12 protein-coding genes are annotated in these 14,425 nt (G+C 69.8%); 8 read left to right on the forward strand and 4 right to left on the reverse strand.

Features of this window, described 5'->3' with window-relative positions; all coding sequences use genetic code 11:
• Positions 1-200 precede the first annotated feature (200 nt).
• From YS110_12425 to YS110_12440, 4 genes are read left to right on the forward strand one after another with little or no spacing between them, the layout of a single operon-like run.
• Positions 201-1,136, forward strand: a complete 936-nt coding sequence (locus tag YS110_12425; protein ID UJB65500.1) for a metallo-mystery pair system four-Cys motif protein — start codon at positions 201-203, stop codon at positions 1,134-1,136.
• Positions 1,136-2,332: a di-heme enzyme gene (locus YS110_12430; protein ID UJB65501.1), complete on the forward strand. Its 1,197-nt coding sequence runs from the start codon at positions 1,136-1,138 to the stop codon at positions 2,330-2,332. Before YS110_12425 ends, YS110_12430 begins: the two co-directional genes overlap by 1 nt.
• Positions 2,333-2,354: 22 nt before the next feature.
• Positions 2,355-3,554, forward strand: coding sequence for a hypothetical protein (locus YS110_12435; protein ID UJB65502.1), 1,200 nt, complete (start codon positions 2,355-2,357; stop codon positions 3,552-3,554).
• On the forward strand, positions 3,554-4,060 hold the full coding sequence (locus YS110_12440) for a copper chaperone PCu(A)C (protein ID UJB65503.1): 507 nt from the start codon (positions 3,554-3,556) through the stop codon (positions 4,058-4,060). Before YS110_12435 ends, YS110_12440 begins: the two co-directional genes overlap by 1 nt.
• An 83-nt stretch (positions 4,061-4,143) precedes the next feature.
• Here YS110_12440 and YS110_12445 read toward each other — a convergent pair whose 3' ends face one another.
• The 3 genes from YS110_12445 to YS110_12455 form a co-directional block, all read right to left on the reverse strand.
• Positions 4,144-4,776, reverse strand: a complete 633-nt coding sequence (locus YS110_12445; GenBank protein UJB65504.1) for a 2-hydroxychromene-2-carboxylate isomerase — start codon at positions 4,774-4,776, stop codon at positions 4,144-4,146.
• A gap of 191 nt (positions 4,777-4,967) precedes the next feature.
• Positions 4,968-5,228 carry a DUF1289 domain-containing protein gene (locus tag YS110_12450; GenBank protein ID UJB65505.1) on the reverse strand — a complete coding sequence of 87 codons (261 nt, stop codon included), beginning with the start codon at positions 5,226-5,228 and terminating at the stop codon, positions 4,968-4,970.
• Positions 5,225-5,707: a YbaK/EbsC family protein gene (locus tag YS110_12455; GenBank protein UJB65506.1), complete on the reverse strand. Its 483-nt coding sequence runs from the start codon at positions 5,705-5,707 to the stop codon at positions 5,225-5,227. Before YS110_12455 ends, YS110_12450 begins: the two co-directional genes overlap by 4 nt.
• Before the next feature lie 54 nt (positions 5,708-5,761).
• On the opposite strand from YS110_12455, the gene YS110_12460 reads away from it, so the two are divergent.
• From YS110_12460 to YS110_12475, 4 genes are all read left to right on the forward strand, one after another.
• Positions 5,762-7,477 (forward strand): GGDEF domain-containing protein, encoded by a 1,716-nt coding sequence (locus YS110_12460; GenBank protein UJB65507.1) that lies wholly within the window; start codon positions 5,762-5,764, stop codon positions 7,475-7,477.
• 213 nt (positions 7,478-7,690) lie between these two features.
• Complete coding sequence (locus YS110_12465; GenBank protein UJB65508.1) at positions 7,691-8,860, forward strand: efflux RND transporter periplasmic adaptor subunit; 1,170 nt, start codon at positions 7,691-7,693, stop codon at positions 8,858-8,860.
• A 13-nt stretch (positions 8,861-8,873) separates the two neighbouring features.
• A complete protein-coding gene (locus tag YS110_12470; protein UJB65509.1) occupies positions 8,874-12,017 on the forward strand; it encodes an efflux RND transporter permease subunit in 3,144 nt (1,047 codons plus the stop codon).
• On the forward strand, positions 12,014-13,423 hold the full coding sequence (locus YS110_12475; GenBank protein UJB65510.1) for an efflux transporter outer membrane subunit: 1,410 nt from the start codon (positions 12,014-12,016) through the stop codon (positions 13,421-13,423). Before YS110_12470 ends, YS110_12475 begins: the two co-directional genes overlap by 4 nt.
• A 79-nt stretch (positions 13,424-13,502) precedes the next feature.
• Here the strand turns inward: YS110_12475 and YS110_12480 are convergent, their stop codons facing one another.
• Positions 13,503-14,411, reverse strand: a complete 909-nt coding sequence (locus tag YS110_12480; protein UJB65511.1) for a hydroxymethylglutaryl-CoA lyase — start codon at positions 14,409-14,411, stop codon at positions 13,503-13,505.
• Between the last annotated feature and the right edge of the window lie 14 nt (positions 14,412-14,425).

Genomic DNA, 14,425 nt, shown 5'->3' on the forward strand with positions numbered 1-14,425 from the left:
CGCCCCGGTGCTGCGCCACATGCGCAGCGCCTGCCTGTGTTCGCCCCGCTGGCGGGGTACGGCCTGCCACGCCCCGCCCACACCTTGACGCCCATGGCCTGACGCACCTGCCGGTACGCCCCCGGCAGGATGGCCCCTGCCCGAACAAACCAGGCGGGTCACGGCGTGCGCGTCACTTTTTTAGAAGAAATACGCAAACCATGAAGCACCCCCAACTGAACCGTTTCCCCCTGCGCGCCACGGCGCTGACCGCTGTTCTGCTCCCCCTCTTCCTGACTGCCTGCGGCGGCGGCTCCGGCAGCGGCGCAGACCCTGCCCCCACCGGTCCGCAAAACATCGCCATCGAGTTCGCCGCCAAGGCCGGCAACGTGCCCGTGCAGTGCGGCAGCAAGATCGCCGGCCTGGGGACAGGGAACGTCGGCGCCGAGCTGCGCGACTTGCGCTTTTACGTGAGCAACGTGGCACTGATCAACGACAAGGGCGAAGCCGTGCCACTGACGTTGCAGGCCAACGACTGGCAAAGCAAGGAAGTGGCCCTGGTGGACCTGGAAGACGCCACGGGCACCTGCGCCGAAGCTGGCACTGCCGGCATGAACAAGCAGATCCTGGGCACCGTGCCTGGGGGCACCTACAAGGGCGTGCAGATGACCATCGGCGTGCCATCGAGCGTGAACCATTCGGACTACGCCGTGGCCGCCAAGCCCCTGGATATTCAGGCCATGGGCTGGTCATGGCAGGCGGGCCGCAAGTTCGCCAAGATCGAAATCAACCCCGACGGCGGCGTGGCACGCCCCGCCCCGGCTGCGGCGGGCAAGAGCTTCTTCGTGCACCTGGGATCGACGGGCTGCGCGGGCAATCCGGTCACCGGCGAAACCGTGAGCTGTGCCCGCTCAGACCGCATGGACTTCAAGCTCGATAGTTTCGATGCCACGAAGCAGAAAGTGGTGCTGGACATCGCGCAATTGTTCAAGGGCTCGGACGTAAGCAAGGACGAGGGCGGCGCCGTGGGCTGCATGTCGGGCGCCACTGACCCCGAGTGCCCTGCGATTTTCAACGCCCTGAAGATTGACCTTGCCTCCGGGCAGTCGGTCAGCCAGGGCGCGGGCCAAGCCGTGTTCCGCACCGAGGCGAAGTGATGCAAAGGCCCCATTCGCCCCTGCGGATGGCGGCCTGGGTTGTCGGCGCAAGCCTGGCCGGGGCCTTGGCCCTGGCCAGCTGCGGCGGAGGCGGGACCTCCGTCAGCGACACCTCGGGCCACGGCGCCAGCTGGACCTGGAGCCTGCCATCGTTCTTCCCGACCCCCAAGGTTCCCGCAACCAACCCGATGACGGCGGAAAAGGTGGAGCTCGGCCGTTTCCTGTTCTACGACCGCCGCCTCTCGGGCAACGGTACCCAGGCCTGCGCCAGTTGCCACCTGCAGTCCAAGTCCTTCACTGATGGCCTGCCCACGGCCATCGGCTCCACGGGCGAGTCCCACCCGCGCAACGCCCAAGGGCTGGCCAACGTGGCGTACCACGCCACGCTGACCTGGGCCAACCCGTCGCTGGTCACGCTGGAAAAGCAGATGGAAACCCCGCTGTTCGGCAATGACCCCATCGAGATGGGCGTCAACGACGCCAACAAGCAGGAGATCCTGACCCGCCTGGCAGCGGACACGGGCTATCCCGCGCGGTTTGCCAAGGCCTTTCCCGGACAAGGCGACACCATCAACTGGGCCAACGTGATCCACGCCATCGCCGCGTTCCAGCGCAGCCTGGTCTCGGGCAACAGCAAGTACGACCAGTACCTCCGTGGCGCGGTCCGGCTCAGCGCGGGGGAGGAGCGCGGCATGAACCTGTTTTTTGGCGAGAAGGCCGAGTGCTTTCACTGCCACAGCAGCTTCAACTTCAACGACCAGATCGTGCACGCCGGCAGCCGCCTGGTGGAAACGCCGTTTCACAACACCGGCCTCTACAACATCGGTGGCACCGGTGCCTTCCCCGAGCCCAACCGGGGGGTATTCGAGCTGACACACCTGGCCAAGGACATGGGCATGTTCCGTGCCCCCAGCCTGCGCAATGTCGAAGTCACCGGCCCCTACATGCACGACGGCAGCATCGCCACGCTGGAAGACGTGCTGGCGTTCTACGCAGCGGGGGGGCGCAACATCACCTCGGGCCCCCACGCGGGTGACGGACGCGCCAACCCGAACAAGAACGACTTCATCACCCAGATCGACCTGAACGCCCAAGAGCAGGCCGACATCGTGGCCTTCCTCAAAACCCTGACCGACCATGAATTCCTCACCAACCCGCGCTTTGCCGACCCGTTCGCCGCACAGCAGACGCCTTGACCGCCACGCCGTGGGAGCGGCGATGGCTCTGGCGCTGGGCACCTGGTGCTGCGCCACGGCCGACGCCCACGAAATGGGGGACGGAGGCATCCCCGACACGCCGGGCCTGCGTATCGACGCTACGGCGGCCGTCGCGGCCTACCACGCGGACACCCCCGTCCCCACCCAGCGCCTGGGCGGGGTACTGGGCCTGGGAGACACCCCCGCCGACCAGCGCGGCACCCAGTTGGAGCACGCCACACTGGGCATGGGCGTGCGCCTGCTGCCCCAAGTGGGCGCGAACGTGGCCGTAGGCTGGCATGGCAGCGAGCCTGGCCACGTCGAGGCCGCCTGGCTGCAGGCAAGGCCGTCGGAGGACTCGCCCTTCGCCATCGGCGCCGGCCGCAACCGGGTGCCCATCGGCACCGTGCTGCGCAACGCCGGACACCTGGACCGCTACGGACAGATGCCGCTGGCCAAGCGCGCCACCTTCAATGGCGACTGGATCGAAGACGGCGTCAACGCCGCCTGGCGCCCGCACCTCGACGGCCCACTGGCCTGGCTGGAAGCGGTGGACGTGGGGCTGTGGAAAGCGCAGCGTTTTCCCGGCAGCGCGGGGAGCGATTGGGCCCCGGTGGCGCACCTGCGCGGGGCCTGGAGCGACTGGGCCGTGGACGCCTTCTACAGCCGCCTGCGCCCCCAGGGACGCGGTGCCTACGTGCAAAGCACCACCAGCGGCCACGTCCACACCGCCCCCACGTGCGATGCCAGCCTGCGCGGCATTGCCTGCTTTGACGGCACCGTGGACCTGCTGGGCGGCAGTGCCACCTGGGCCACGCCGCTGCCCGGCGTGCAGCTCAGCGGGGCAGCGCTTTGGCGGCGCGAACGGGGGGCGCTGTACTCCCAAAACGGCGATACGCGCTACGAGGGAAAGACCCTCGGTGGGTGGCTGGAAGCCCTGTGGCAGCCCTCGGCCCGCTGGGACTTTGGCGTGCGCCAGGAATGGCTGCAAAGCACCCACGACGTGAACGGCCCTGGCGCCTACGCCGTGGCCACCGACGCCAACTTGCTGCCCAGCACGCCGGCACGCCGCTTCACCGCCATGGCCGGCTGGCGCCCCGCGCCAGGCTGGCTGGTGGCCCTGGAGGCCGGGCACGAACGCATCGCCGACCGTGGCAACACCATCGTGGGCCTGCGCCTGGTATGGACCCCTTCTGACGCACTCTGGAAAAGGAACTGGTAATGAACAACACCCCTGTCACCCGCCGCCGCACCCTGGCAACCCTGGGCAGCACCCTGCTGGCCGCCACGCCCTGGGCCCAGGCCCACGATTTTCGCGCTGGCGACCTGGTCATCGACCACCCCTATGCCACCCCGTCGATTCCAGGCGCCGCCAACGGCGCAGCGTACTTTCGCGGCATCCGCAACCGGGGCAGCGCGCCCGACCGCCTCATCGCCGCCAGCAGCCCGGTGGCCCAGCGGGTGGAGCTGCACGAGATGGCCATGGAAGGCGGCATCATGCGCATGCGCGAAGTGGACGGCATTGCACTGCCCCCTGGGCAAACCGTCTCCATGCGCCACGGCCAGGGCTACCACCTGATGCTCATGAACCTGAAGGCCCCGCTGGCCGATGGCGAGCGTTTTGACCTCACCTTGCGTTTCGAGCGCGCAGGCGAGGTCACGGTCAAAGCTTGGGTGCAACGCCCCAGCACCAAGGCACCAACGCACAGCCACGACCACTCGCACTGATCCGCGCCAGTTGCCATATAAAAAACCATAGCACCTAGCGCTCTCTGCATAAGGCTTGCAGCCCGAAAAGGCTGCAAGCCTTGTTACTTGGCCAAACCGTTCGGCACCTCGGCCGCCGTGTCCCACTGCGTGGCGAACCACGCATCGCCCAGCAGGCTGGCGCGCAGCATGGGCAGGCTGTCGTAGCCCCAGAACAAGCGGCCATCGGCCTCGAACGTGGGCACGCCGAACACCCCGCGCGCCGCCGCCGCGTCGGTGTTGGCGCGCAACAGCTGCCTGGCCTGCTCGGGGTCGCCGCGCAGTTGCTCGGCCAGTTCGGCGCGCAGCGCGTCCAGCCGCGCCGGGTCGAGCGCATCGTGCCCGCCCTGCCAGACGTGGCGCAGGATGGCGCCCGCCGTGAAGCGGTTGATGCTGCCGTCCTGGCTGCATTCCAGCGCCAAGCGCAGCAGCGGCAGCGGGTGGAAGGGGTGGCGCGCGGGCATGTCCAGCCCGACCCCGGTGCTATGGCCCAGCCAGGTGGCGTGGCGATAGGTCCAGTCGCGCTTGGGCGCGATGCCCGCCGGTCCGGGGTTGCCGTGCGCCTTGAGCAGCGCCCCCAGCAACACCGGGCGGTACACCACGCGGTGGCTGATGCCTTCGAGCACCTGCGGCAACTGCGCGAATGCCAGCCAGGCGTAGGGGGAGACGAAATCGAGGTGGAAGGTGATTTCCTTCATCGCGGGGCTCCTTTCATGCCGTTTTTCCAAAGCGCAACGCACCACCCGCAGCCCATGCAACCGGCGCCGCCCAGGCCAGCGGACGCCGCGCAAGGGCCGCCCCGCCGCGCTGAGCATGAGTCCCCCTGCCCGCAGTGCGCAGCACTGCGAGAGCGGGGGGAAGCGGCGCAGCCGCTCAGGGGGGTGTCGTTTCATGCCAGTCCTTGGGGCAGCGCAATGCCCGCACGCCGCAGGGCCTGGGCCCAGATGGCGCGCCGCTCGCCGTTGCCGGCCTGGGACCAGGCGCGAATGTCGTCGAGCGTGCGAAAGCACCCCTCGCAGTGGCTGCGGTCGGCGCTCATGCGGCACACCGAGACGCAGGGCGAGGGTACGGGTTCCGTGCTTTGTGGATCGAATTGGCCTGCAGCGCTTATCTGGCAAGCGTGGGCAGCTAGCAATTTGGTAGCTTTCATGGCGCTTGCACCACATCGGCCAGGGGCGCGCCGGTCAGCCCCTGCAGGTCCTGCGGACGCAGCTGGAACACGCCGTGCGGGTGCCCCGCCGCCGCCCAGATCCAGTCGAAGCGCAGCAGCTCGCGGTCGATCAGCGTCACCGGCGGCGTGGCATGGGCCACGGGGGAGACGCCGCCGATCGAGAAGCCGGTGCGCGCCTTGACGAAGTCGGCATCGGCGCGGCCCGTCTTGCCCACCAGGGCGTCGACCTTCTTCTCGTCCACGCGCCGGTCGCCGGAGGTGATGACAAGCACCGCCGCGTCGTCGCTCTTGCGCCGGAAGATGATGCTCTTGGCGATCTGGCCCAGCGCCACGCCGAGCGCATCGGCCGCCTGCTGCGCGGTGCGCGCGGCGCCGTCGAGCATCACGGGGGCGTGCGGGTGGCCCGCTTCCTTCAGCGCGGCGGCCACGCGCTGGGTGCCTTCGGGTAAATCGTTCATGGCAGGTTTCTGTAAAGCGGCGCGGTTACATTGTGAGTGTTCTTACTATTTTCCATGAAGCTGCTTCGCATCTATCTGCTGCTGGGCCTCCTGCTGGGCCATTGGGCGGCTGCGTGGGCCGCGCCCATCGTGCTCGACGCGCACCCGCGCGGGCTGCTGCTGTGCGAAACCGGCCAGTTGCAATGGCTCGCCGACGCCGGCGGCACGCTGACGCTGGACGACGTGCGCGCACCAGCCCAGGCCGCGCGCTTCGCGCCCGCGCCGCACCCGCAGCGCCGCGGCGGCGGCGCGCAGGCCCACTGGTTCAAGGTGGAGCTGACACAGCGCGCGGCCACCGGCGACTGGGTGCTCGCCACGCACACCACGGCGCTCAAGGACGTGCGCTTCTACGGCCCGTTCGACGCCGCCGGCCAGGCGCTGGCGCCGCCGGTGCACACCGGCCTGTCGCAGCCCTTCGCCACCCGGCCGCTGGACAGCGAGCGCTATCTGCTGCGCCTGCAACTGCCCAGCCCGGGCACCTACACCGTCTACGCCCGGCTGCTGAACGAGACGGCCGCCACGCTCGACCTGTCGGTCTGGGACACCGCCGAATACCTGCAGTGGCGCCAGCACAAGCGGCTGTTCGACGGCATCTGCTACGGCATCCTGCTGGCGCTGCTGGTCTACAACCTGGTGCTCGCGGCCATCTTCCGCGACCCGGCCTACGGCTTCTACATCGGCCAGTGCGCGTTCGCCCTGCTGACGCTGGCCAGCTTCAACGGCCACGCGGCCCACTACCTGTGGAGCGGCTGGCCCTGGTGGTCCGAGCGCGGCAACGTGGTGCTGCCCAGCCTGTGGCTGCTCCTGGGCACGCTGTTCGCGCGCAGCTTCCTCGAAACGCGCCAGGTGCCCTGGCTGGACCGGCTGGTGCAGGCCGTCGCCGTGCTGGCGGTGGGCACGGCCCTGCTGGGCCTGGCCGGCCGCTTCGGCATGGCCCAGATGCTGAACGAGCTCCTGGCCTGCGCGGGCGCGCTGCTGGCCACGGTGGCGGCCGTGGTCACCATGTGGCGCGGCTTCGTGCCCGCGCGCTGGTACCTGGGCGGCCAGGCCCTGCTGTTCCTGTCGGTGCTGGGCGTGGTGCTGGTCAACTGGCAGGTCATCGACGCGCCGTTCGTGCTGGCCAACGGCCTGCAGATCGGCGTGGCGGCGGAAATGGTGGTGTTCGCCATTGCCCTGAGCAGCCGCATCAGCAGCCTGCGCGCGTCACAGGCCATGCTGCGCCTGCACGCCGAGCACCTGGCCCAGGCCGCCGCCACGGACCCGCTGACCGGCCTGGCCAACCGCACCGGCCTGGCGCAGAGCGCCACGCGCATGCTGGCCGACGGCCTTCCCCATGCGCTGATGCTGCTCGACCTGGACCGCTTCAAGCCCATCAACGACCGCTACGGGCACGACGCGGGCGACATGGTGCTGCGCGCCGTGGCCACGCGCCTGCAGGCCCAGGTGCGCGCCGCCGACGTGGTGGCCCGCCTGGGCGGCGACGAGTTCGTGATTTTGCTGGCAGACCCCTTGCCCGGGGAGCGCCTGGCGGCCCTGGCCCAGGACCTGGCCGAGGCGGTGCGGCAGCCGGTGGACTTCCAGGGCCAGGCGCTCGCCGTGGGTGTCAGCACGGGCATCGCCTGCAGCCCCCGGGATGGCCACACGCTCACGGCGCTGATGCGCAGCGCCGACCAGGCGATGTACCAGGCCAAGCAAACGCGCAGCGGGTACGCGTTTCAAACGGCCTCCTGAGCCGCCACGCCGCGCCGCTCCGATAGCAAAATCAGGCCCCGGCCCGCTTTACAAACAGGAAATATGTGCGCCGCACAATACCGTGGCGCCCCCAACGACTCCGTACCACTTTCTATGCACGATGCCGCGCCCCCTCCGCTGCGCCCCCACCCGCCCGCGCGGCGCCTCCCGGCCTCACGGCCCCAACGCGGCAAGGGCCGCGCGGCACTGTGCATGCTGCTGCTCGCGGGCGCGCTCGGCGCCTGCTCGAAGCAGGGCGAGGCGCCCGCCCCCGCCGAGGCCGCGCCCGAGGTGGGCGTGGTCACGCTGCAGCAGCAGAACCAGCGGCTCGACACCGCGCTGCCCGGGCGCACGCGCGCCTCGCTGAGCGCCGAGGTGCGCCCCCAGGTCTCGGGCATCCTGCAAAAGCGCCTGTTCACCGAAGGCGCGCTGGTGCGCCAGGGCCAGCCGCTGTACCAGATCGACGATGCCGCGCTGCGCGCCGCCGAGGCCAGCGCCCAGGCCGCGCTGGCCAGGGCCGAGGCCAGCGCGCGCACGCTGGAGGCCACGGCCCGGCGCAACGCGGAGCTGGTGAAGATCGACGCCATCAGCCAGCAGGCGCATGACGAAAGCCAGGCCGCGGCGGCGCAGGCGCGCTCCGACGTGGCGGTGGCCCGTGCCAGCCTGGAGACCGCGCGCATCAACCTCAAGTACAGCCGCATCGAGGCGCCGATCGCCGGCCGCACGGCGCTGTCCGCCGTGACGCCCGGCGCGCTGGTCACGGCCAACCAGGCGGGCGCCCTGACCACCATCGTGCAGCTCGACCCGCTGTACGTGGACTTCACGCAGTCGAGCACCGAGCTGCTGCAGCTGCAGCGCGAGATCGCGGCGGGGCGCTACGCCAGGGTGGACGGCGACAAGATCCCCGTGCGCATCCGCCTGGACGACGGCACCGAATACGCGCACCAGGGCAAGCTGGCGTTCTCGGGCGTGATCGTCAACGACACCATGGGCACCGTCACGCTGCGCGCCGTGGTGCCCAACCCGAAGGGCGAACTCATGCCCGGCATGTACGTGCAGGCGCTGCTGCCCACGGCGCTGGCGCCCGACGCGCTGCTGGTGCCCCAGCAGTCGGTGACGCGCGACCTCACAGGCCGCCCCAGCGTGCTCGTGGTCAAGGCGGGCGACGTGGTCGAGAAGCGCGACGTGGCGCTGGACCGCGCCATCGGCAGCCAGTGGCTGGTGCAGGACGGCCTGAAGACGGGCGAGCGCGTGGTGGTGGAGGGCTTCCAGCGCGTCAAGCCGGGCAGCGCGGTCAGGCCGGTGGAAATGGACATGAGCGCCAAGGCCGAGCGCAAGAGCCCGCCCGGCCAGCCGCCCGCATCCAGCAGCGCGGCCCGGTAGACGAGGTACGGCCATGGCGCAGTTCTTCATCAACCGGCCCATCTTCGCCTGGGTCATTGCCATCGTCATCATGCTCGCCGGGGCCCTGTCGATCAAGACGCTGCCCCTGGAGCAATACCCCGAGATCGCGCCGCCGCGCGTGACCATCGGCACGCAGTACACCGGCGCGTCGGCCGAGACGGTGGAAAACTCGGTCACGCAGATCCTGGAGCAGCAGATCAAGGGCATCGACAACATGCTCTACATGAACTCGACCAGCAATGCCTCGGGCCAGTCGCGCATCACGCTGACCTTCGCGCCAGGCACCAACATCGACGTGGCCCAGGTGCAGGTGCAGAACAAGATCCAGGGCGCGGTCAACCGCCTGCCCGACACCGTCAAGAGCCGGGGGGTGTTCATCAACAAGGGCGGGCAGGACTTCCTCGTTACCTACAGCTTCTATTCGGCCGATCCGGACATGGACGAGGTGGACATCGGCGACTACATCAACAGCAACCTCGTCGATGTGATCGGCCGCATCGAGGGCGTGGGCGACATCAACGTCTTCGGCACCTTCTACGCCATGCGCATCTGGATGGACCCGGCGAAGATGGAGAAGTACCGCCTGATGCCATCGGATCTGGTGAACGCGCTGAACAACCAGAACGCCCAGGTCTCGGCGGGCCAGCTGGGCGCGCTGCCGGCGGTGAAGAACCAGCAGCTCAACGCCACCATCACGGCGCGCACCAAGCTCAAGACGCCCGAGCAGTTCGAGGCCATCGTGCTCAAGACCGCCACCGACGGCGCGGTCGTGACCATCAAGGACGTGGCGCGCGTCGAACTCGCGGCCGACAACCTGTCCATCCAGGCCAAGCTCAACGGCATGCGCGGCGCGGGCATGGGCATCATCCTGGCCGACGGCGCGAACGCCATGGCCGTGTCCGACGCGGTGGCCGCCAAGCTGGCCGAGCTCAAGCCCTACTTCCCGAACAAGATCGACTACTTCGTCAGCTCCGACTCCACGCCCTTCGTGCGCGCGTCCATCCACGAGGTGGCCGTGGCGCTGGCCGAGGCCATGGCGCTGGTGGTGCTGGTGATGTTCCTGTTCCTGCAGAACCTGCGCGCCACGCTGATCCCGGCCATCGCCGTGCCAGTGGTGCTGCTGGGCACCTTCGGCGTGCTGTCGGCGGCGGGCTATTCCATCAACACGCTGACCATGTTCGCCATGGTGCTAGCCATCGGCCTGCTGGTGGACGACGCCATCGTCGTCGTCGAGAACGTGGAGCGCGTGATGCACGACACGGGCCAGTCGGCCAAGGAGGCCACGCGCGCCTCGATGAAGGAGATCACGCCGGCGCTGGTGGGCATCGGCGTCACGCTCTCCGCCGTGTTCGTGCCCATGGCCTTCTTCGGCGGCTCCACGGGGGTGATCTACCGCCAGTTCTCCATCACCATCGTCGCCGCCATGGCGCTGTCGGTGTTCGTGGCGCTCACGCTCACCCCGGCGCTGTGCGCCACCATCCTGAAGCCGCCGGTGGCCCAGGGCCACGGGCCGCTGCGCACCGGGCTGCTGGGCGTGTCGGACCGCTTCTTCCGCTGGTTCAACCACGGCTTCGACGCCACGGCCGCGCGCTACCAGGGCACCGTGGCCTACACGCTGCGCCGCACCAGGCGCATGGTGCTGGTCTTCATCGGCGTGTGCGCGGCGGTGGCACTGCTGATGCACCGGCTGCCCACCTCGTTCCTGCCCGACGAGGACCAGGGCTTCCTGTACGTGAACGTCAACCTGCCCTCCGGCGCCGCCGATGCGCGGCTGCAGGACGTGCTCGACCAGACGCGCGCGTACCTGCTGCGGCAGCCGGAGATCCTGAGCTTCTACCAGGTCTCGGGCCTGAACGGCGACCAGAGCTCGGCGCGCGGCTTCATCCGCCTCAAGCCCTGGAGCGAGCGCCCGCTGGCCGCGCAGTCGGCCGCCGCCGTGGCCCAGCGCGCGACCAAGGAGCTCGGCGCGATCCGCGACGCGCGCGTGATCATCGTGCTGCCGCCCGCCGTGCGCGGCCTGGGCGCGAGCTCGGGCTTCAACTTCATGCTCAAGGACATCAACGCCGTGGGCCACGAGGCGCTGCTGGCCGCGCGCGACCGCGTACTCGACGCCATGCGCCAGCATGGCGAGCTGACCGGCGTGCGCACCACCAACCTGGAGGACGCGACCGAGCTGCGCCTGGACATCGACGACCGCAAGGCCGCGGCCCTGGGCCTGTCGTACAGCGACATCAACAGCGTGCTCTCCAGCGCCATGGGGGGCACCTACGTGAACGACTTCCTGAACAACAGCCGCGTCAAGCGCGTCTACATCCAGGGCGACGCGCCGCACCGCATGCTGCCGCAGGACATCGCCAAATGGACGGTGCGCAACCAGAACGGCGAAATGGTGCCCTTCGGCGCCTTCTCCCGCACCTACTGGGCCTACGGCTCGCCGCAGCTCATGCGCTACAACGGCAGCCCGGCCTACGAGTTCGAGGGCCGCGCCGCGCCCGGCGTCAGCTCGGGCACGGCCATGCAGATCGTGGAAGACATCCTCAAGACCCTGCCGCCCGGCATTGGCTACGAGTGGACCGGCGCCTCGCTGCAGGAGCGCCAGTCGGGCGCGCAGGCACCGCTGCTCTACGCCATCTCGATCCTGTTCGTGTTCCTTTGCCTGGCGGCGCTGTACGAGAGCTGGACCGTGCCGCTGTCGGTGATGCTGGCCGTGCCGCTGGGCGTGGTGGGCGCGCTGCTGTTCACCTCGCTGCGCGGCCTGACCAACGACGTGTACTTCCAGGTGGGCCTGCTGACCACCGTGGGCCTGGCGGCGAAGAACGCCATCCTGATCGTCGAATTCGCCGTGCAGTTGCAGGAGCAGGGCCGGAGCGTGTTCGACGCCACGGTGGCGGCCGTGCGGCTGCGCCTGCGCCCCATCCTGATGACCTCGCTGGCCTTCGGCTTCGGCGTGATTCCGCTGGCCATCGGCACCGGCGCGGGCGCGGGCGGGCGCAACGCCATCGGCACGGCCGTGCTCGGCGGCATGGCCGCCTCCACGGTACTGGGCATCTTCCTGGTGCCGGTGTTCTTCCTGCTGGTGCGCAGCTGGTTCAAGAGCCGCTCGCGCCACGACGACGCACCGGAGAGCGCGGCATGACGGCGAAACCCCTTCTTTGCACGGCAGCGCTGCTGCTCGCGGGCTGCAACCTCGCGCCCACGCACCAGACGCCGCCGCTGCCCGTTCCGGAGACCGTCTCCGCCCAGGACGCGCCCGCGCAGGCGGGCGAAGCCGCCCTGCAGGAAGCCCACGGCATGCAGTGGCTGCAAGCGGCCGAGCTGCGCGAGGTCGTGGCCCTGGCGCTGACGCACAACCGCGACCTGCGCGTGGCGGTGGAAAACATCGAGAAGGCCCGCGCCCAGTACGGCATCACCCGCGCCGACCTGCTGCCCGGCGTCAACGCCCAGGCCCAGGCCAGCCGCGCCCGCACCGCCGCCGACCTGAACGCCAGCGGCAGCGCCACGCTGGCCACGCAGTACACGGCGCAGCTCGGCTTCGCCAGCTACGAGCTCGACCTGTGGGGGCGCGTGCGCAACCTGAACGAAGCGGCGCTGCAGCAATTCCTGCAAAGCCAGGAGAACCAGCGCAACGTGCGCATCGGCCTGGTGGCCGACGTGGCCAATGCCTGGCTCACCCTCGCGGCCGACCAGGCGCGCCTGCAACTGGCCCGCGACACCCTGGCCAGCCGCGCCAAGGCGCTGGAACTGACGCAGCGCATGCACCAGCTCGGCGCCACCTCGGGCCTGGTGCTGGCGCAGAACCAGACCACGGTGGACACCGCGCGCGGCGACGTGGCCAGCACCACCGCCCAGGTCGAGCGCGACCGCAACGTGCTGCAACTGCTGGCGGGCGGACCCGTGCCGGAACGCCTGCTGCCCACCGCCCAAACCCTGGGGCTGCGGGAATCGGCCGACGTGGCCGCGCTGCGCCCCGTGCCAGTCCCGCTGCCCTCCAGCGTGCTGCTGCAGCGCCCCGACGTACAGGCGGCCGAGAGCGCCCTGCGCGCCATGGACGCCAACATCGGCGCGGCGCGCGCGGCACTGCTCCCCACCATCAGCCTCACGGCCAGCATGGGCACGGGCAGCACCGAACTGGAGCGCCTGTTCAGCAGCGGCAACGGCACCTGGAGCTTCGTGCCGCTGGTGCGCCTGCCCCTCTTCGACGCGGGGCGCAACCGCGCCGGCGTGCAGGTGGCCGAAAGCAACCAGCGCATCGCCGTGGCGCAGTACGAGAAAGCGGTGCAGACGGCGTTCCGCGAAACCGCCGACGTGCTGGCCGACCGGGCGCAGTGGAGCGAGCGCCTGGCGGCCCAGGCCAGCATGGTGGCGAATACGCAGAAGGCGTTCGACCTGTCGGACGCGCGCTTCAAGGCCGGGGTGGACAACTACCTCGCGGTGCTGGACGCGCAGCGCAGCCTCTACGCCGCGCAGCAGACGCTGATCGGCCTGCGCCTGTCGGAACAGGTCAACCGCGTGACGCTGTGGAAGGTGCTCGGCGGGGAGTGAACTACCGCGCCATTTTTGAATGAAAATGGCTTCCAGCCCTTGCCAGGCAAGCGCTAGCAGCTATTAAATCAGGAGTTCTTCACCCCGCGCGCTTGTTCAGCAGCGCCACGGCCACGCGCGAGCCGCTCTTGCGGCCGAGGAAATCGCTGATGTACGCGCCCGCATCGACCAGCTTGTCCAGGTCGATGCCGGTCTCGATGCCCATGCCGTGCAGCAGGTACACCAGGTCCTCGGTGGCCACGTTGCCCGTGGCGCCCTTGGCATAGGGGCAGCCGCCCAGGCCCGCCACCGAGGACTGGAAGTTCCACACGCCCAGCTCCAGCGCCGCCAGCGTGTTCGACAGCGCCTGGCCGTAGGTGTCGTGGAAGTGGCCCGACACGGCATCGAGTTCGTAGTGCTGCAGCGCCGCCGCGATGGCGCGCTGCACCTTCAGCGGCGTGCCCACGCCGATGGTGTCGGCCACGTCCACGCGCTGCACGCCGATGCCCTTCATCAGCCCCGCCAGGTAGGCCACGCGCTCGGGCGCGATCTCGCCCTCGTAGGGGCAGCCCACGGTGCAGCTCATGGCGCCGCGCACGGCCACGCCCGCGGCGCGCGCCGCCTCGGCCACCGGCGCGAAGCGCTCGATGCTCTCGGCGATGGAGCAGTTGATGTTTTTCTGGCTGAACGCCTCGCTGGCGGCGCCGAAGACGACGATTTCGTCGGGCCGGTCGGCCACGGCCGCCTCCCAGCCCTTGAGGTTGGGCGTGAGCACGCTGTAGCGCACGCCCGCCCGGCGCGCGATGCCGGACATGACGGCGTGGTTGTCCGCCATCTGCGGCACCCACTTGGGGCTGACGTAGCTGGTCACCTCGATCTCGCGCAGACCGGCGTCCTGCAGGCGCTGCACCAGGCCGATCTTGACGTCGCTGGGCACGGCCTGCTTCTCATTCTGCAGGCCGTCGCGCGGGCCTACGTCGATGATGCGTACGCGGGAGGGGGTGTTCATGGTCGGGCTCCTGG

The organism is Acidovorax sp. YS12 (genome assembly GCA_021496925.1).
Classification (GTDB): Bacteria; Pseudomonadota; Gammaproteobacteria; order Burkholderiales; family Burkholderiaceae_C; genus Paenacidovorax.